This window comes from uncultured Psychrobacter sp. (genome assembly GCF_947495825.1).
GTDB lineage: Bacteria > Pseudomonadota > Gammaproteobacteria > Pseudomonadales > Moraxellaceae > Psychrobacter.
This window is the reverse complement of the sequence record NZ_CANMAH010000010.1, coordinates 34,759-54,150: the sequence shown is the minus strand read 5'-3', so window position 1 is coordinate 54,150 and position 19,392 is coordinate 34,759. Positions and strand designations below refer to the sequence as shown.

Below are 19,392 nucleotides of genomic sequence, written 5' to 3'. Positions count from 1 at the left end.
TTATGGCTTAGCAAAATAAATTGACGCAATAAGCGCAAATTATTCAGCAGAGCTAGCGGCTTTCTTACTACGGCCACCAAACGCGCCAAAGCGCTTGTTGAAGCTTGCAACACGGCCTTCAGTAGAAGTTTTACGCTGCTCACCAGTATAAAAAGGATGCGATGCACTTGAAATATCAAGTGGATAGTATGGGTATTCTTTGCCTTCATACTCACGAGTGGCTTTAGTCTTAGCCGTTGAACGCGTTAAAAAGAACACGTCAGCGTTAGTGTCATGGAACAAAACTTCTTGGTAATCAGGATGGATATCTTTACGCATAATAAGCTCTCTATGTCCGATGTATGCTCAATATCATCGACCAATTGTCAGATGATGGCATACGTAACTGAGGCACTAAGGACATATGCAAATCTGGCAACTGCGTCACTGGCTTATTCCAGCACTCAACACCACATTTCTGCTCTCTTAGCCTTCCCCAGCGGGAAAATTAAACCGCGATTTTAACGGTTTTTGGCGTTTGACGCAAGCTGCGTGTAAGCTAAATCATCGGCCTTTAGGTTACTAGCAACGCTGATAGAAAAAGCAAAATGCATTTAACTGTTTATAATCTACTTTGACGTCTCACCGTACTTAGCAAGCATGCTATAAAAAAGGCAGCCATGACGATAGCTGCCTTTTTTATTCAATATTATGGCTTTATACTTTATTTAGTTGGCACAATATGCCAAACACCAAGCTTGTTGTCGCCATCTTTGTCACCAACTTTGGTATCATTGGCATAAAAATATAATGGTTTACCATTCATGGCCCATTGGTATTTGCCATCTTCGCGTTGAAAAGCAGCAAATTGGCCAGAGGCCTTGGCATTACTAGGTGCCATAAATGCAGGCCAAGCTACCAAGCACGCGCTACCACATTCTGATTTATTCATTGAATCTTTATCAAAAGTGTATAAGGTCATATGGTTGGTCGCATCAACTAGCATACCGTTTTTACTAGCGACTGGTGCGGTATTATTACTCGTCGCTTGCACATCGTGCATACCTGATGTGTCATTGCCAAATACGTTGTTTAACGTAGAGCAACCTGTGAGCGTCAAAACACCTGTCAACGCTGATAGCATAAGAATATTTTTCATAACGACTTCCTTGTAATTAAAAGATAATGTTCGGTTTAGATTTATATATTTGTTTTTACTTGTGGTCTTTTTATCTTAGTACTTGTTTAGCTATGCCTTCAACCAAACAATATACGTCTAAATCTGACTGCAAGCGTTTTAATATAGCATACGCTGTAAACCTGTCGTTTCCATTAAAATATAATTTTACAAAAGCCTATCAAGTTTACAAACTCATTAAACTTCGTCATTTTTTACTGGCTTGAGAAATGACGCATGCTCCCTAATGAAGTTCTAATATTAACTGCTTAACTAACATGCCTTGTCTAAACCATACTTTCCATCATTGTTTGTTGACAAAACTAATGCATCAAATTACGTATTCACCGTCATATTAATTGCAGATTTTCGTAAAATGACAGCACAAAATATAAGTATTACTAAACAGTTAAAGGTATGACTATCACGACTTTTTATATACATTGAACTTAGCGGCTGGCGCACGCATATCGATATATACAATACGTTTAAACAGATATTTACAATAAGATTTTAATGAATACGCGGAGTACAGTCTTAGGCTGATGCTATTAAGGATACGACAACGACAATGACTCAAACTTTTATTAAAGATCAATCACAATTAGTCCTACATGATACTTTATCTCAGACAGCGAAGCCCGATATCCCTGCTAAACGTGTAGGTATCTTAGGCGGCGGTACAGCAGGAGCGACGATAGCTATTCGTCTCGCTGCTTTAGGACTTGAAACTTACTTATTTGAAAAGAAAAAATCTCTGATTGATGGCCCGCCAATGTGCCATTTGCATGCTGGTGGCAACTTATACCGCGAAATACCTGATGAAGACTGCGTTGCACTCCTTAAACAATGTATCGATATTTTACGCCTTTATCCTTATACCATTGATGTACGTCCGACTGTATTTGCAGTGCCTACACGTGACGAAGGACTACCTGAGGACTTGCTACCGCGTCTTGATATTTTAACGGACGCTTATCGTGAGCTTATCGCGCAAGATACTAATAATAAAGTATTGGGCGAGCCTGAAAACTACTATCAACTCTATAGCCATGAAAAAATGCTTGAGCTTTCTGAACGAGAACAAGTTGCAGTGCCAGATACAGTTGATGAATGGATGATACCCGTTGCTAAATATTTGGACTTAAATAAAGTTAAGTTTCCATTGATTGTCGTGCAAGAGTACGGCTGGAACATTTTTCGTTTAGCAGCTTCTGCGCAGCTGGCATTAGAAGAATACAATCATGCTCATGTGTTTACTGATACACAAGTCGAGCAAGTCATGCCAGTTGATTGTGAGAATTGTTCGAACGCCGATCATCATGTTACCAAGTGGCGTATTGATTACCAGCAAGCCCACGCATCACAAACGGAGTCTGTCGAAGTCGATTATTTGGTCAATGCTTGCGGTTTTCGTACTGGGGTTATCGATGATATGGTCGGTGTAAAAGTCACACGTATGGTTGAATTTAAATCCTCGTATATCACACATTGGGATGATGCAGGCGGTCAGATACCAGAGATTATTGTCTATGGTAATCGAGGCACGCCAGAAGGTATGGCACAGCTTACGCCTTATCCAGACGGTTACTTTCAAATTCATGGTATGAGTAAGGCGATTACTTTATTCAATGATGGCTTAGTCGCCTCCGATAAAGGTAGCGCCCAACCTAGGCTGCCGCAGCAATATGTACATTATATCGAAGATGGCTGGGACAAAGCGCCACTACAAGCACGTAGCCAGCAAGCGATTGAATATGTGGCTGAGTTTGTACCGACGTTTCATAGTGCACGTACCATTGGTAACGCGTTATATGGAGGGCAGCAGATTCCAGGTAAAGATGATACGTTACGTGTCGCTGATGTGAGCTTATATTCTAATATACGCTACGCGCGCGCAGAAAACGTTAAAGCATCCTCAACCTTGATTGCAGCTGATCAGATCGTCCATGAATTAACGCAGATCGGCTTAGTGGCAAACGATACTGCTGAGAACCGCAGTCGTTATGCGCACGAATGGACTTATCTTGTGCACAACGACAGTACGGCTGTTGATAATGTGGCACGAGAATTGGCTGAAGAGCGTGGGTTCCCTCAAGCTATGGCTGGTGTCAATCGCAGTATTCGCGAAGCAACTTTGGCAAATTTGGCAGCTAACAACATTTAACATGTGGCGCTAAATAATACAGCTAAAAAAGTATAAAAATAGGAGCAGATGACCAAAGATTGGTTAACTGCTCCTTTTTTGTCTTACTCAATAGCTACTCACGATGACTGATGGTAAATGTAGCTATTGACAACCCTACTTGTTAATTGATTTTATAATACTTGACTCTCATTCCCAGCCATTTTTTCTGTATCAACGGCATCTTCTATCGTTACTAGTGTCTGTAGCAAGTCGATTGCTTCGTTGATAGTGTTGCAAACCACCAAACGATCGAGATCTTGCTGCTTCATAAAGCCTTGCTCAGCGGTATATTTTAAATGCTCAATCATACGATCATAAAAACCATTAATATTGAGAATAATCATCGGCTTTTCATGCTGATACAGCTGACGCCATGTGGCAATCTCCATTATCTCCTCTAGCGTTCCAAGCCCGCCTGGTAAGGTGATAAAAGCATCCGCGTACTCTGCCATGACTGTTTTACGTGTATGCATCGTATCGGTCAGGTGCAGCCGGGTGAGCTGGTCATGGGCAATTTCGTGTTTGAGCATAAACGTTGGAATCACACCGACAGCTTGTGCCTCGCCTTTGATAACTTCGTCAGCCACTGCGCCCATAAGACCAATACTTGCGCCGCCATAAACCAAGCCCATACCATTTTTTGCTAACGCTTGACCCAGCTCACGGGCTGCTTGCTCATAGACATCACTATTACCCAAACGCGAACCGCAGTAGACTGCGACTAATGGCATAGCTAACGTCGATTTATCTACCGCCTTTTCGATATGAGCAATATCTTGGCTGGTTAGTACTTCATAAGTGTCATTATTAATTTTCATTTGCATAAAATGCCCCTAATTTTGTATGGATTGTTATTTATATGTATAACTACATTAAACTGTTTTAATAATTGTGTGGTTTGAACAAACAGCCTGCTTGCAGCTGATACTAAGTGTGTTGTTTTTGCATTATAGATAGAGTGTTGTCAGCATGATCTTAATTACGCATAATAAACATAAATTGGTTTTACGTCTATTTTCGGGTTTTAGAATACACAAGCGGTAAAGGATCATGTTAAATAAAGATGTTCAAGCAAGCATTTATCTCACCAGCTTTCATCTTAACATAAGCCATGCTAACGCATAATAACAACCTCTTATCCTTAAGATAATTTACCAATCTTGGTAGGAGTAAGCTTTGTTTACAAGTACGCCAACATTTACAGTGTACAATCTATCGATAACGATTGCTTATTGATACACATCATAAGGTATGACAATGCATCACAACCAATCACCATTTTCTACAAATCAGCAAGACAATATATCTGCCATTCATCTTGATAATGCAACTAATACTCAACTAAATACTGAGATTGTGAGTATCGATACTTATGCGTTGACCATCATATCTGATCGCAATCGAGCATTAGCAGCGACCATTTATCGTCCCAAAACTTCTGTAAAAACAGCTGTGATGATCGCGCCAGCGACCGGTATCAAACGCCAGTTTTATCACAAGTTTGCGTCCTTTTTAGCAGAGCAAGGTTTTGGGGTGTTGACCTTTGATAATGAAGGTATTGGTGAGTCACTGACGACCGATTTGACCAAATGCGACGCCTCCCTCATCAGTTGGGGACGACACGATATGCCAGCCGTCCTTGACGCCTTGCAAGATGAGTTTGGCAATGCCACTTATCATCTGATTGGCCATAGCGCGGGCGGTCAGCTAATTGGCCTTATGCCCAACCATACTTCTATCGCTTCAGTTTTTAATGTCGCCTGTTCATCAGGATGCATTAAAAATATGGACATGCCTTATAAGCTCAAGGCCATGGGTTTTATGGATGCCTTTATCCCTCTCACCAACCTGACTTTAGGCTACACCCCAGCTGATAAAATTGGTATGGGCCAACCACTACCGCGCGGCGTGGCGCGTCAATGGCGCGAGTGGTGCAATGGCGCAGGCTATATCAAGACCGCCTTTGGTAAAAGCGTACACACGCATTTCTATGATGAGCTGAGCATGCCAGCATTGTGGCTCGGCTTTAGCGATGATGATATTGCCAATAGCAAAAACATGGACGATATGATTCGCGTATTTACTAAGATGCCAGTAGAAAAACGCGTCCTCGACCCTAAAGGCTTTGACTTAAACAGCATTGGACACATGCGCTATTTTAGTAGTAGAACCAATGCTAAAGCTCCTAAGCTGTGGCAAATGGCAGTTGATTGGTTAAACGAGCGATCACAATAAGTATAATGCATCTTATATTCAAACCGCTCATTCACTCCTTGATGCTGTCAGCCTCTTCTGTCTTGAGCCGCTTAGTCAAAGCAGAATGTAATGAAGGTGTCATGTTATGAATATTACCCAGCATCCACTTAACATAGCCAATGGGTACTTCTTTGATAAGTCGACCTTTATACTTACCAAATGGCATCTTCGCGACTGGATTGGCAGTATTCGAAATCTTATGTGCCGCTTCAAAATCTGTGGGCTTGATTTGCAAACGCTCACAGCAAGCTTGGTAGAGTAAATAGCACATGCGTGCATCACCTAGTGCATCATGCGCGGCGATGGTCATTTTGCTAGCTTTCTCTTGTCCCAATAACTGCTCAATACATTTGGACTGCCCATAATAGCGCCATTCTGGAAACGCGATGCGCGCCAGTCGCACGGTACAAATTAGCTTAGCAGACGGCCTACCAATCACTCGCCAATCAAAGCGTACATTATGGCCAATCAGATACTGCGGTAAGTCAAATTCATTTAGCTCAAAACGCTCAAGTCCAGCCACATCAACATCGGTAATGCCATGAACTTTGATCACAATTGGTGATATAGGACGGCCACTGTTAAAGTATTTCATCCACTCAAACCCATTTGCCACGTTAATAGTGGCAACTTGGATAGGTCGTGGATCTCGACCTTGATCAGTTTCAGTATCAATAATAAGCGCAGTATCAGTCATAAAGAGCCAGTCATAAGTGTCAATCACGAAAATCACAAAAGAAACAATCACAAATATAGTCGAGTCACTCTAACATCTATACCTATAGCACATGGCTATAAAGGTAACGATTTTATTCTATACTGACTATAGTACTGTATGTTCAGCCTTAGTCTTTATGGGGATAAAAACGTCATATAACAATGCTATACAGAGGTGCGTAAACAAGTCTCTTATAATAGTAGTGTGAACAACGAAACAAACATAAGAGGCGAGGATGCCAGTAGATAAAAAAAACCAGCAACCAAAGCCTACACTTTTGCGCCGTGTGCTAAGTGTGGTGATCAAAGCTGCTGTGCTATTGGCCCTATTATTTATATTTGACAAACTCCTTCCCAGCATCAGTCAGCAAACCCAGTCATTTGTCGTCGCAAAATGGCAACAGCTAAGCTTACTACAGCAGGAGTTGCCCACAGAAAATAGCCTACCGAGTCCGCTACCAGAGCAGCACCTGACGGATACTTGGGGCGCTGCTCGTAGCCAAGGGCGCACACATGAAGGCATCGATATATTTGCACCGCGCGGCACACCAGTACAGTCAACGACGCAAGGCATTGTCAGTAAGGTTGGCGAAAATACGTTGGGCGGGCGTGTCGTAGTGATGGTCGGACCTGGCGGCGCAGGGCACTACTATGCACACCTAGAAGACTATGCTGATATATCTCCTAATGACTGGGTAAATGTTGGTGACATCATTGGCTATGTCGGTGACAGTGGTAATGCTAAAGGGACACCGCCGCATGTACATTATGGTATTTATATCAATGGCAGCGCCGTCAACCCTTACCCACTTTTGCAAAAAGACTAGAGCGTAGGATCAGATCGCACATGATTGGCGGGGAACAACGCACTAAACGTCGATCCTACGCCCTCTGTTGACTCTATTTGTAAGTTTACATCGTATTGATACAAGACATGTTTGACAATTGCTAGCCCTAATCCAGTGCCGCCTGTGGCACGGCTACGACCACTATCGATACGATAAAAACGCTCAGTCAACCGCGTAATATGCTGCGGCGCAATACCGATACCATCATCCTCAACAGCAAAACGGCAGCCTTCAGAGGTCTTGGCCCAGCTGATTGTGATATTGCCGCCTTTGGGTGTGTATTTGATGGCATTGATGACCAAATTAGACAAGGCGCTATTTAAATACATCTCTGACCCGTATAAACCGTCATAGGTATCTATTTGCAAATGTATGCTATGCCCATATTCACTATTATAAGCTTGTGCATCATCGTAGATATGGGTTAGCAGTTTGGTCATATTAATATAATGAAACTCGTGCGTCTCTTCAATCTCAATTCGAGACAGCAGTAATAAATCATTGACGATTCTATTCATACGCGCTGTCTGCTGGGTCATCAGCTCAAACCCACGCTGCCAATGCGGCGGCATGTCTGGCTGATCTGAGAAGTTTTCGAGATAACCCATTAGGACTGTCAATGGCGTTCTAAGCTCATGTGAGACATTTGCCACAAAGTCGCGGCGCATTTGTTCCAAATGATGCAGACGAGTCACATCATAGATGATTAATAGTTTTTCGTCCCCAAAAGGGGTGAGCTCACATTTCAAGTAACGCTTAGGGTCTCGCCAAGAAGCCATATGCACACCATCGTTAGGTGTCGTCATGGTTTGATAGTACTGGCGAAACTCAGGCACATTGATAAAATCAAAAATACTCTTACCTTTATCCGCTGCTTGTAGCAATAGCAAATCCTCAGCAGCTTGGTTCCACCACTCTAGACTATCATCATCATTGAGCAATATTACGGCGTCTTGTAGAGCGCGTAATGAGCTTCTGATTTTTTTGAGCTGACCCATCACTTCTTGCTGCGCTACTTGATCTTGCGGGTGCTGTTCTGGCTCGTCTTGGTGCTCGTTTTCTATAGGCGTTATCATATCTTTCATTACCCTTACGACTATCTACTGCGTTACTTTGTCATTCATATGTCGTTCTGTCTAGAACTGGCTCATACTGGTTCAATGAGACTCGAAAACCGGTAGCCAGTACCACGAACTGTTTGGATTAAAGTATCGCAGTCGTGGGGTTTTAATAATTTACGCAGACGTCTGATATGCACATCGATCGTCCGATCTTCGATATAAACATTACCGCCCCATACCTGATCGAGCAGTTGTGCGCGCGTATAAGCACGCTCCGGATGACTCATAAAAAACGCCAATAACCTATATTCTGTCGGTCCGATGTCTACAACCTTATCATTAGCCGTGACGCGTTGGCCTTTGGGGTCTAGGCTCAGCTTACCTATCTCAATGGGCTTATCAGCACTCAGCGCACTACTACGACGCAGTACTGCTTTAATCCTTGAGATTAGCTCTCGTGTCGAAAAAGGCTTGGTCATATAATCATCAGCACCCGCATCAAGCCCATGAACTTTACTGTCCTCTTCACTTTTGGCCGTCAGCATAATGACTGGTATCTCAGCCAGCAGCTCGTCGCTTTTGAGCATACGACAAAAATCAATACCGCTTTTATCTCCAGGTAACATCCAATCTAATAAGATAAGCGCAGGACGATGATCAACCACTTGTTGATGCGCCTTTGACACATCAGCCGCTTGCAAACTCTCAAATCCGGCCATCTCCAATGTCATCACTACCATTTCACGAATCGCAGGCTCATCTTCGACAATCAAAATTTGCTCATTATGCATAGGACAACCTTATTATTAAGCGCTGAATAATTATATAAGAAGGAACTTTTAGCTAAAAAAGCCGGTAAATACTCATTAATAACCGTCTATTAAACGCGTTAATTATGACAGTTTGATGACATTCGCACTTCAAACTTCTAACAAAAAGTTTAGTGGCCCATCATTGACGCTGTCGATTTGCATGTCAGCTCCGAATTGTCCCGTTGCAACGTTGGGATGCTGAGTCTTTGCATAAGCGACTAACTGTCCAAACAATACTTTTGCAGCCTCAGGCGACATCGCACCACCAAAATCAGGGCGTCGTCCTTTGTCTGTTTTGGCCATTAAGGTAAATTGTGATACCAGTAATAATCCGCCACCTACCTGTTGTACATTTTTATCTAGTTTGCCAAGCTTGGCTGGATCATCTGTATTTTCAAAAATGCGATAAGTGACAATTTTATCGATCATTCGTTTTGCATGCTGTAAGTCATCATTGGGTCCTAAGCCAATATATGCCAAGAGCCCATGTTCAATCGAGCCTATACAACATTCATCGACTATAACACTAGCACGGTTTACCCGCTGGATTAGAGCTTTCATAAACTGCATCCTTAAACAATTATGGTCATACGATTAAGTGCTGACCATGATAAAATATAAATATTTATTATTTCCAACTTTTATTTTCTTATTTTAACAACTACTTTGGTAACTCTTTATGACCTTATTTACTACCATTCAGCAGTTTGTACCGCAGCAAAAACTTAGTAAAGTTGCTGGACGTTTGGCGGCCAGTCGCCACCCTATGGTTAAACGTGCTTTTATTCGCAGCTTTGCAAAAGCGTATGACGTAAAGTTAGATGAATACGAACGTCAAAGCTTAAATGCTTACGAGAGCTTTAACGACTTTTTTACCCGTGAGCTCAAAGGTGATGCGCGTGCTATCGATACCACCGTCCATGGCATTGTAAGCCCTGCTGACGGCATTGTCTCGCAGCTTGGTCAAATTAACGATCATAAGCTACTTCAAGCTAAAGGGCGCTACTACGACATCGGACAGCTACTTGCTGATAGTGACGATGGTAGCTACTTCGCTGATGGTAGTTTTGCTACTGTTTATTTAGCGCCCAGCAACTATCACCGTGTGCATATGCCTTTTACAGGTACCTTGACCAAAACTCGCTATGTGCCAGGTACGTTATTTTCAGTCAATAATATCACTGCTGCCAACGTGCCTGACTTGTTTGCTCGTAATGAGCGTTTGGTTTGTATGTTTGATACCGAATACGGCAAAGCAGCAGTCGTCATGGTGGGCGCAATGATTGTCGCTGGTATCGAGACGGTAGCAACGGGGAAGATTACCCGTACCGACGATATTCAAGAAGCTGAGCATAGTATGGTTTTGGCTCAAGGTGATGAGCTTGGGCGCTTTTATCTGGGGTCAACCGCTATTGTCATATTACCTAAAGCTGCAAAAGCTGACTGGCAAGAAAATATAACGGCGAACAGCGTGGTACAAATGGGTCAATTACTAGGTGTAGCCCATACTGACAAATAAATAAAAACCCACCAAAAAACCCAGTCAATGATATGGCATCACTGACTGGGTTTTGTTTTGCGCCACATTATTCATCATTTACGCTATGAACAACCTTATATCATCTGTACCAAGCGTTTTAGTAACGAAAATGTTTGGCTATAGGATAGGTAAAAAGGATATTTTCTTCTTGAGTACCATCTCCAATATTATGAATAATAAGCGGCGTCCCATCGGCAGCCTTTTTGTTTGAGACGATACCAATATGCGGCACGTTGTCTTTTGGCAGTCGCCACGTCACAATGTCCCCTGTCTGAAAACTGTCTTTGTCAGTGACAGATAGGGATTTTCCGTGTCGCTCAAAAAACACTTCAAGATTGGCCACTCGGCGATGGTCGATATTGTTGTCCGGTGACTTTAATCCCCAATTCTTTGGATATTGTGACCAATTCGACTTCATGTCGTGATTGACTAGCTGTTGTAAATCTATATTTTGCAAACGATAAGCACGTACGATGACATCGGTACTTCTCCCCGTTTTCATCGGTACATCACCACGTGGAAAGTCCATTTTTTGATAAGTGGCATCATAATTGACTGTTACGCCGATTTGTTTTTTGGCATCTGCTGCCAGCTTGTTACCACTACTGATAGGACTGGCAGCCATCACTGGTTGTATCACCATCATTGAAAATACAACTGCTAAGAGCGGTTTAAAACCGTACTGCTTTACCCTATTCATCGTTTATGCCTTATATTGTCTGTTTTTAACAAAATCTGACTAGGCAATTTATTATCTAGATCGTTTAATAATTACCCTCAATGATAATTAAATTTAACGATAATTGACTACTTAATCAGATTACTAATGGTCTTAAATGCAGGGTCGCGACTTGTGCGACACAGCTCAAACAAGATAGTCTCAACTGTAGTAATTACCCCACCTGCGCGTCGAATACGCCGTATGGCTTGTTTTTTATCGTATGGAAAGCGTGATCCTACCGCATCACCAACGATGACTGGTTGCATACCATTATCTAGTAAATCTAGCGCCGTTTGCATGACACACACATGCGTCTCAACACCGAATAATAAAACGATGCTACGGTTTTGCTGTGCCAAATAATGCCACGAATCATCGTTGTCACAGGCGCTAAATGTGACCTTCTCAAAGCTTTTGGCATTATCACCTTCTAAGAGCTCAAAAACTTCAGGCAACGTATCACCAAGACCTTTTTTATATTGCTCATTAAGCATGATAGGAACATCAAGCGCTTGTAGACCTTTTATTAATGTGGTTATTTTTTTGACGATATTTTCGTGATCATAAATATGCGGCGTTAAGCGCTCTTGTACATCGATAAGCATTGCTTGCGTGTTTTCGCGAGCGATACGATAAGTACGATCAGTAATCATAGTGGTCATAGTAGGTACACTCCTTGTACATTTGCAGCAAATCGCTGCAGACTAAATGATTGGTTTATAGTTATTGGATATACGCTTATTTAGTCATATTTCGTCCAGTGCGTCAATGAACATCCTCTTTATTAACAACTTACGAACGTTATGTCATAGATGGTTCTTGAATGCTTACAAACAAAAAAGCCTCCAGTTATTTAACTGAAGGCTTGTGTTAGCACGTTTAAATTTTGCAAAACTACGGCAAGTCTAAACGATTAAACACGTTCGATAATAGTAGCAATACCTTGACCAAGACCAATACACATAGTCGATAGACCGATCTCAGTGTCGTTTTGCTCCATTGCATTTAAGAGAGCGACTGTGATACGTGAACCTGAACAACCTAACGGATGTCCAAGCGCAATGGCACCGCCGTTGACATTAACGATTTCTTGCTTATCAAGCAAATCGAGGTTTTTGAGTACTGACAAACTTTGAGCAGCAAAGGCTTCATTAAGCTCAATGGTCTGCATATCCTCAATACTCATACCAGCACGTTTTAACGCTTTTTTGGTGGCTGGTACTGGGCCATAACCCATGATAGCGGCATCGCACCCTGCAATTGCCATGCTACGGATACGGGCGCGAGGCTTAAGACCCAGCTCTTTGGCTTTTTGGGCGCTCATCATCAACATTGCCGACGCACCATCTGACAAGGCTGATGAGGTCGCAGCCGTTACTGTACCACCTTTTGGATCAAAAGCTGGACGTAGCTTTTGCATTTGCTCCATCGTTGCATCTGGACGAATCACTTCATCAACGGTACATAGCTGCAGACGTCCATCTGCATCATGGCCTTCGATACCGATGATTTCATTTTCAAAACGGCCTTCCGTAGTCGCAGCCCACGCGCGGCGATGTGACTCAAGACCAAAAGCATCTTGCTCTTCGCGGGTGATGTTGTTCATACGACCAAGCATCTCAGCCGTCAGACCCATCATATAGGATGCTTTGGCATAGTGCTTTGATGCAGCTGGGTTGATATCCAAACCATGCATCATACCGACATGACCCATGTGCTCGACACCGCCCACGATAAATATATCGCCTTGATTGGTCATGATTTGTGCTGCTGCTGTATGAATCGCTTGCATCGACGAGCCGCATAGACGGTTGACCGTTTGCCCACCGACTGTGGTCGGAATACCGGCCAACAGAGCGGCATTACGACCGATATTGTAAGCTTGCTCCAAGGTTTGCTGAACACAACCCCAAATGACGTCTTCTACCTCTTTTGGATCAAAGTCATTGCGTTCAACCAACGCTCGCATCAACTCAGCTGATATATCATCAGCACGTACATGACGGAACATACCGTTTTTAGATTTTCCCATCGCTGAGCGTACACCGTCTACGATGACCACATCTTTTGGACTTAAAGTTGTCATACTATTTTCCTTTTCAATTTTTATTGTCAGTGTTATCAGTTCGCTTTGTTACTAGATACGATATGTACATGTATACCTAATTTTTAGGGCTAGAAACAAATTGAACCGACTAAAACGGTGCGCTTGCTGTCTACTTTATCATCGATAGCGATGCCTGCAAACGCACCCCACTTATCCTAATACGGTATGCTCGTTACGCTGTGGCGTAAAAAGTCTCGCCTGATGCTGCCATGTCGCGAATCTTTTGCGGGGCTTCATAAGCTTTGCCAAGGTGCGCGTATTTTTCGCATAGTGCCAAGTAGTTATCGAGACCCATTTGGTCGATATAACGGCAAGGGCCACCGCGGAATGGCGGGAAACCAACGCCCATAATCATGGCCATATCAGCTTCAGATGGCGTGCTAACAATATTGTCTTCTAAGCAGCGTACGGTCTCATTACAGAAAGCTAGCATGGTACGGTCAATGATGGTTTGATCATCAAACTCTTGCGTGTCGCTGTCTGTAGTGGCTTTTAACAGCTCGTAAGTGGCGTCATCAGCGACTTTCTTTGGCTTGCCGCGCTTATCTGTTTCGTACTTATAAAACCCAACACCGTTCTTTTGACCTAGACGCTCGTTTTCATACAAATGCTGGATCGCGCCTTTATAATCAGGCTTCATGCGGTCAGGGAAACCTTCTGCCATCACTTCTGCACCGTGTACGCCTGTATCTAAACCGACGACGTCGATTAGATAAGCAGGACCCATCGGCCAGCCAAATTTCTCCATGACTTTATCAACATGGACAAAATCAGCGCCTTGTTTGAGTAGTAAATCAAACGCACCAAAGTATGGGAACAATACGCGGTTCACTAAGAAACCTGGGCAGTCATTGACTACGACCGGTACTTTACCCATTTTAGAGGCCAACGCAACGGTGGTTGCAATCGCTTCTTCAGAGGATTTTTCACCGCGAATGACTTCAACCAGAGGCATGCGGTGTACTGGATTGAAAAAATGCATACCGACAAAGTTTTCTGGACGGTCCAGCACTTCTGCCAAATGCGTGATAGAGATAGTTGAAGTGTTCGAGGCAAGAATACAGTCATCTTTGACTAAGCCTTCTACTTCTTTTAGTACGGCATGCTTAACTTTAGGATTTTCCACTACCGCTTCGATGACAATGTCAGTCTCAGCAAAGTCGCCATAGTTAAGCGTTGGACGGATACGGCTCAAAGTTTCGCCCATTTTGGCTGGAGTCATCTTCTCACGATCGACCATTTTACTTAATATTTTACTGGCCTCTTTCATACCCAAATCTAATTGCTCAGACTTGATGTCTTTCATGATAATTGGCAAGCCTTTGCTGGCTGCCTGATAAGCGATACCGCCGCCCATGATACCAGCGCCCAGTACGGCCGCTTCATTAATGTCATGTGCTTGTTTACTATGCTTTTTGGCCAGTTTTTTGACAAGTTGGTCGTTTAAAAACAGACCGACCAAGCTTTCTGCTTGCGGCGTTTTAGCAGCTTTGGCAAAACCAGCAGCTTCAACTTCAATTGCTTTGTCACGTGGCAAGTTAACATGCTTTTCAATCGCTTCAATCGCGAGGGCTGGTGCTGGGTACTGCTTAGGATTGGCTTTAGAGAAGATCATGCCTTTGGCACTGTTAAACGCCATCGCTTGCTCAAGCTGGTTTAGCTTAACAGGGTTTAGTTTTTCTTCACGCTTGGCTTGCCAGTCAAGCTCGCCTGAGATGCATTTTTTGACCAGATCAACCGCAGCATCTTGTAAGTCATCAGCAGGAACGGTTGCATCAACCAAACCTAGCTTGAGAGCCTCTAGTGGTTTTTTTGGTTTGCCAGTGGCGATTAATTCAAGCGCATTATCGATACCGATGAGGCGAGTACTACGAACCGTACCGCCAAAACCTGGGAAAATACCTAGCTGAGTTTCTGGTAGTCCGATAATCGCTTTGTCACTCATGACACGATATTCGCAAACCAAGGTCATCTCACAACCACCGCCCAGTGCTGCACCATTGATAGCCGCTACTTTTGGAAACGGTAAGTCTTCAAAACGGTTAAAAGTCTCGTTGATACCGACAACCCAATCTTTAATCTCGCTCTCTGGCTTCTTAAATGAGCCGACAAATTCAGTAATATCAGCCCCAGCGATAAATACGCCTTTGCTTGAGGTGACGATAAGGCCTTTGACATCATCAGACTGTTCAAGCGCGCTTACCGCTTCATCAAATTGCTTATTGGTTTCGGCATCGAACTTGTTTACGCTCTCATTTTCGGCGTTGTATTGCATGTTGGCGATGCCATCCTCTAGCATTGTCACCGTGATGCGATTTCCTTGGTATACCATTTGAAACTCCTTGCTATGTAATAAAAGCTATGTAATAAAGATCAAATTATAAAAGCTACGTTTTAGAATTAAGATAACTAGCTAATGGTTGTAAATAAAACGAATAAAATTACTGCCAATTTATCAGTCTATAACTCAACGACTGATAAAAGACAGTAATGATGTGTTTATTATTCTGCACTCATCGATATGGCGCCTGGTTATACTGTTTTGACGTCATTTAGTGTAGGGGATTATGCCCCCAACTGTCACAAGCTAATACCAGACTCACAAGTCACTATTAACATTAATTGATAAAATCCAAACTCGTCAACCAGTCACTGACAGCTACCTTGTAGCTTATACTTTATCACTAGCTTGTACCTTATACTTTGTCACTAGTTTTTTTTATATGTGTATTAGCTTATGAATTATAAATACAATCTATTTGATTGGGCAACAGTACCAAGACGTATGATTACTTCATCAAAACACATTCAACCTATAAGTTAAATCATCAATACGTAACCAAAATAAAACAGCGCTTAGCATATACGCATAAGCCATATCAGCTATCATGCTACACTAGCTTGTTATCTATTTTTATTCCCGTATTCTCTACTTTTATTTATATGGTGGTTGGTTGAGTTATGTCTGTTTCTACTGCGCCTCGTTTTGTTCCTTTTACCAATTTTGAGCAGTTTTATAGCACCTTGCGCGCACAGTTAGCGCAAGATATTGACGTATTATTTGCTTATGCAAACTTACCAAGTCCACTCGATGACGCTTGTCGCTACGTGATGACAGGACAAGGCAAGTTGGTACGACCTTTATTAGTGGCCAGTAGTTTTGTCAGTATTGATGCCAGTATAAATGTGAATAGTGAAGCAGATATAGTGACAGACGTTTCATCTGACATCTCAAATTTAACAGATCACGCCAAAATCGCTGACTTACAATCACTGCTAGAAAACGACTCAGATTATGACATGTGTCGCCGCGCTGCATTGGCTGTAGAGCTATTGCATACCTACTCACTGGTACATGATGACTTGCCATGTATGGATGATGACGAGCTGCGCCGTGGTCAGCCAACTTGTCATATTGTGTTTGACGAAGCAACGGCTCTGCTGGCGGGTGATGTATTGCAAACTTTGGCCTTTGAGGTTTTAACCGCAGAGCTGCCAACCTTCGCGCCTTTTGATTCAGACATTGCAAGCCAGCTATCGGCCGTATTTGCGCCGCGTGCTCGCCGCATGGTGTCGGGTCAAATGCTGGATCTCAATGCTGAAGCGCGTACTAATATTTCTCAAGAAGAACTAGAGGCCATTCATCGCGATAAAACTGGCGCACTGATCGAAGCTGCTATGCTAATGGGCGGTATCTGTGCGGGGGCAACAGCGCTACAGCGTATAGCATTGCAGGACTGTGCGCAGCATATTGGACTGGCCTTTCAAGTTCAAGATGATATCTTGGACGTCACCACCTCTACTGACGCCTTGGGCAAACCCGCTGGTAGTGATGAAAAACTAGACAAATCTACCTATGTAAAACTGATGGGCGTGAGCGCTGCCAAAGACTACGCTCAATTATTATTTAATAACGGACAAGCCGCTATCACTCGCGAGCTTGGCGGTAATGTAGATGATAATGCATTATTGGCATTGATAGAATGGTTATGGTCGCGTAAAAAATAATAATAATACAGTCAACTCAATGTAGAAACGATATAGCGTGGTCAACATGGACAGTACCCCTACTCCTACTATTTACCTTGGCACTGGCGGCTATAGTGATACTGACTTATTAGGTACGCTGTATCCAACTGACACTAAGAAGGCTGACTTCTTACGGGAGTATGCCAAGCAATATGGCGCGGTCGAGATTAACAGTACCTTTTACGCGCCTATCGGCCAAAAAGCCTTTGCTGGTATGGTCGATAAAGCCTACGTGCAAGCAGACAGTCAGCTAAAATTCGCTGTCAAGCTGCATCAAGACTTTACTCATGCCCGTAAAGGCACAAGCGATCATGCGCAAGCTTTTCTTAATGCCTTGACGCCGCTAATCGAAGCTGATGCTCTTGCGCCTTTATTACTGCAATTCCCGCATGGCTTTGATCGTACTCGCGAGCATCGTCTCTATCTAGCAAACCTCGTTAGTTGGTTTCAAGATTATCCACTGGCTGTTGAGTTTCGTCATAATGGCTGGCACACCCCGCAAGTGGTCGATAGCTTTACGAAGCAGGGTCTGATTTGGTGCAGCGTCGATTATCCCAAAGTCAGCGGACTACCGCCGTCACGACTGATATTTACCGAGCGCACAGGTTATTTGCGTATGCATGGTAATAATACAGGCTGGTGGGATGCGATGAGTGCGAGTGATCGTCATGATTATCGCTACTCTGAGGCGGAGATGAACAACTGGGTGCAGGCGATTGCTAATCAGCGTCAGCATTTTGATACGTTATATATCTTCTTTCAAAATACCGTCAATGCCCATGCTTATTATAATATTGCAATGCTTAGGGATGCTTTGGGTAAGTTTGGATTTGAGGTACTTTGATATTTAAACCATATGAAAAGCAATTAGTGCCACATAGTTTTATGCTTTAAACCAAAAAAAGGACGCCTCTCAGCGTCCTTTTTTTATTTACTCGTCAAGTCTAAAAAGGCTTACTTACCTTCATTACCTGCATCTTGACCTTTATACTTTGCGTTTGCGTAGTCCCAGTTCACAAGTTTGTCTAGGAACGTATCAACATAGTCAGGGCGACGGTTACGATAATCGATGTAGTAAGCGTGCTCCCATACATCACAAGTCAATACCGCAATTTTATCATGAGCCAATGGGTTATCTGCATCACTGGTTTTCATGATTGATAATTTGCCACCGACTTTATCAGTTACAAGCCATGCCCAGCCCGAACCAAACTGTGAAGTCGCTGCGTTTTTGAACTCTTCACGGAACTTATCATAGCTACCGAAATCTTCTTCGATTTTGCCTTTTAAGTCGCCTGTTGGCTCGCCGCCGCCATTATCTGGCGTCATGCAGTTCCAATAGAACGTGTGGTTCCATACTTGCGCTGCTTGGTTAAACATCGTTTGCTTGCTGTCATCCTTCGCTGTACCTTGGATGATTTCTGGTAAAGTTTTGTCCTCGTAGCCAGAACCTGGTAGCAAATCGTTTAGTTTATTGACATAGGCAGCGTGATGCTTATCATGGTGATATTCTAGCGTCTCGGCGCTGATATGCGGCTCAAGTGCATCTTTTGCATAAGGTAGGTCTGGTAAAGTAATCTTTGACATAGTTATTTTATCCTTGCTGATTTGGCCACTCATATTTTATGTATCTCAAACAAAATACCACAAAATACCGAGCTAAATTGGCTGAGTTTATTGTTAATGAATGAACGTTATTGCTTGATGCGCTATTGCCCATCATGATGAATCTAAAGGCTAATCTAAACAAATTAGCATAAACATTGTTATTCACTCAAAAGCCAAGTGATTGACTTAAAAGTTATTATTAACTTTAAATTCACAAGCTATAAGCTATAATTCACTGTAGCTTGCCAGCTATTATAGCAAGACATTAAGACAATATCAGTTACCGAATGTTATAGACCTTATTTATAAGGCTTCAAACACTAGATAATAAGCGCAACGTTGACTGTAA

General features: G+C 42.9%; 18 protein-coding genes. 6 read left to right on the top strand and 12 right to left on the bottom strand.

The window, feature by feature from the left end; all coding sequences use genetic code 11:
* Positions 1-39: 39 nt before the first annotated feature.
* Together Q0895_RS11040 and Q0895_RS11035 are read right to left on the bottom strand one after the other, a co-directional pair.
* Positions 40-318 (bottom strand): type B 50S ribosomal protein L31, encoded by a 279-nt coding sequence (locus Q0895_RS11040; protein WP_299188885.1) that lies wholly within the window; start codon positions 316-318, stop codon positions 40-42.
* Between the two features lie 385 nt (positions 319-703).
* The gene (locus tag Q0895_RS11035; RefSeq protein ID WP_058369929.1) at positions 704-1,138 is read right to left on the bottom strand and encodes a hypothetical protein; all 435 of its coding nucleotides are present in this window, start codon (positions 1,136-1,138) and stop codon (positions 704-706) included.
* Positions 1,139-1,727: 589 nt separating this feature from the next.
* Here Q0895_RS11035 and Q0895_RS11030 point away from each other — a divergent pair.
* Complete coding sequence (locus tag Q0895_RS11030) at positions 1,728-3,323, top strand: FAD-dependent oxidoreductase (RefSeq protein WP_299188882.1); 1,596 nt, start codon at positions 1,728-1,730, stop codon at positions 3,321-3,323.
* A 152-nt stretch (positions 3,324-3,475) separates the two neighbouring features.
* Here Q0895_RS11030 and Q0895_RS11025 read toward each other — a convergent pair whose 3' ends face one another.
* A complete protein-coding gene (locus Q0895_RS11025; protein WP_299188881.1) occupies positions 3,476-4,168 on the bottom strand; it encodes a TIGR00730 family Rossman fold protein in 693 nt (230 codons plus the stop codon).
* A 433-nt stretch (positions 4,169-4,601) separates the two neighbouring features.
* Here Q0895_RS11025 and Q0895_RS11020 point away from each other — a divergent pair, with 433 nt between their 5' ends.
* The gene (locus Q0895_RS11020) at positions 4,602-5,579 is read left to right on the top strand and encodes an alpha/beta fold hydrolase (protein WP_299188880.1); all 978 of its coding nucleotides are present in this window, start codon (positions 4,602-4,604) and stop codon (positions 5,577-5,579) included.
* A gap of 31 nt (positions 5,580-5,610) precedes the next feature.
* Here Q0895_RS11020 and Q0895_RS11015 read toward each other — a convergent pair whose 3' ends face one another.
* Positions 5,611-6,297, bottom strand: a complete 687-nt coding sequence (locus tag Q0895_RS11015) for a DUF3820 family protein (protein WP_299188878.1) — start codon at positions 6,295-6,297, stop codon at positions 5,611-5,613.
* A 256-nt stretch (positions 6,298-6,553) separates the two neighbouring features.
* On the opposite strand from Q0895_RS11015, the gene Q0895_RS11010 reads away from it, so the two are divergent.
* A complete protein-coding gene (locus Q0895_RS11010; RefSeq protein ID WP_299188876.1) occupies positions 6,554-7,144 on the top strand; it encodes a M23 family metallopeptidase in 591 nt (196 codons plus the stop codon).
* Here the strand turns inward: Q0895_RS11010 and phoR are convergent.
* From phoR to dtd, 3 genes are all read right to left on the bottom strand, one after another.
* Positions 7,141-8,241, bottom strand: a complete 1,101-nt coding sequence (gene phoR, locus Q0895_RS11005; RefSeq protein ID WP_299188875.1) for a phosphate regulon sensor histidine kinase PhoR — start codon at positions 8,239-8,241, stop codon at positions 7,141-7,143. The two genes, Q0895_RS11010 and phoR, sit on opposite strands and share 4 nt — an antisense overlap.
* 71 nt (positions 8,242-8,312) lie before the next feature.
* On the bottom strand, positions 8,313-9,017 hold the full coding sequence (phoB, locus tag Q0895_RS11000; RefSeq protein WP_299188873.1) for a phosphate regulon transcriptional regulator PhoB: 705 nt from the start codon (positions 9,015-9,017) through the stop codon (positions 8,313-8,315).
* Between the two features lie 129 nt (positions 9,018-9,146).
* Positions 9,147-9,599, bottom strand: a complete 453-nt coding sequence (dtd, locus tag Q0895_RS10995; protein ID WP_299188871.1) for a D-aminoacyl-tRNA deacylase — start codon at positions 9,597-9,599, stop codon at positions 9,147-9,149.
* A gap of 118 nt (positions 9,600-9,717) precedes the next feature.
* Between dtd and asd the strand changes: the two genes are divergently transcribed.
* On the top strand, positions 9,718-10,557 hold the full coding sequence (asd, locus tag Q0895_RS10990) for an archaetidylserine decarboxylase (protein ID WP_058369936.1): 840 nt from the start codon (positions 9,718-9,720) through the stop codon (positions 10,555-10,557).
* 118 nt (positions 10,558-10,675) lie between these two features.
* On the opposite strand, the gene Q0895_RS10985 is transcribed toward asd, so the two are convergent.
* The 4 genes from Q0895_RS10985 to fadB form a co-directional block, all read right to left on the bottom strand.
* Positions 10,676-11,278 carry a DUF1287 domain-containing protein gene (locus tag Q0895_RS10985; protein ID WP_082638096.1) on the bottom strand — a complete coding sequence of 201 codons (603 nt, stop codon included), beginning with the start codon at positions 11,276-11,278 and terminating at the stop codon, positions 10,676-10,678.
* A 107-nt stretch (positions 11,279-11,385) separates the two neighbouring features.
* Positions 11,386-11,961 carry an isochorismatase family protein gene (locus Q0895_RS10980; protein WP_299188862.1) on the bottom strand — a complete coding sequence of 192 codons (576 nt, stop codon included), beginning with the start codon at positions 11,959-11,961 and terminating at the stop codon, positions 11,386-11,388.
* Positions 11,962-12,212: 251 nt separating this feature from the next.
* Positions 12,213-13,385, bottom strand: coding sequence for an acetyl-CoA C-acyltransferase FadA (gene fadA / locus Q0895_RS10975; RefSeq protein WP_299188860.1), 1,173 nt, complete (start codon positions 13,383-13,385; stop codon positions 12,213-12,215).
* A 193-nt stretch (positions 13,386-13,578) separates the two neighbouring features.
* Positions 13,579-15,738: a fatty acid oxidation complex subunit alpha FadB gene (gene fadB, locus Q0895_RS10970; RefSeq protein WP_299188859.1), complete on the bottom strand. Its 2,160-nt coding sequence runs from the start codon at positions 15,736-15,738 to the stop codon at positions 13,579-13,581.
* A 629-nt stretch (positions 15,739-16,367) separates the two neighbouring features.
* Here fadB and Q0895_RS10965 point away from each other — a divergent pair.
* Together Q0895_RS10965 and Q0895_RS10960 are read left to right on the top strand one after the other, a co-directional pair.
* On the top strand, positions 16,368-17,414 hold the full coding sequence (locus Q0895_RS10965) for a polyprenyl synthetase family protein (RefSeq protein ID WP_299188856.1): 1,047 nt from the start codon (positions 16,368-16,370) through the stop codon (positions 17,412-17,414).
* A 46-nt stretch (positions 17,415-17,460) separates the two neighbouring features.
* Positions 17,461-18,279, top strand: coding sequence for a DUF72 domain-containing protein (locus Q0895_RS10960; RefSeq protein WP_299188855.1), 819 nt, complete (start codon positions 17,461-17,463; stop codon positions 18,277-18,279).
* 110 nt (positions 18,280-18,389) lie between these two features.
* On the opposite strand, the gene Q0895_RS10955 is transcribed toward Q0895_RS10960, so the two are convergent.
* Entirely contained in the window at positions 18,390-19,022 is a 633-nt protein-coding gene (locus Q0895_RS10955) for a superoxide dismutase (protein ID WP_299188854.1), read from the bottom strand.
* Between the last annotated feature and the right edge of the window lie 370 nt (positions 19,023-19,392).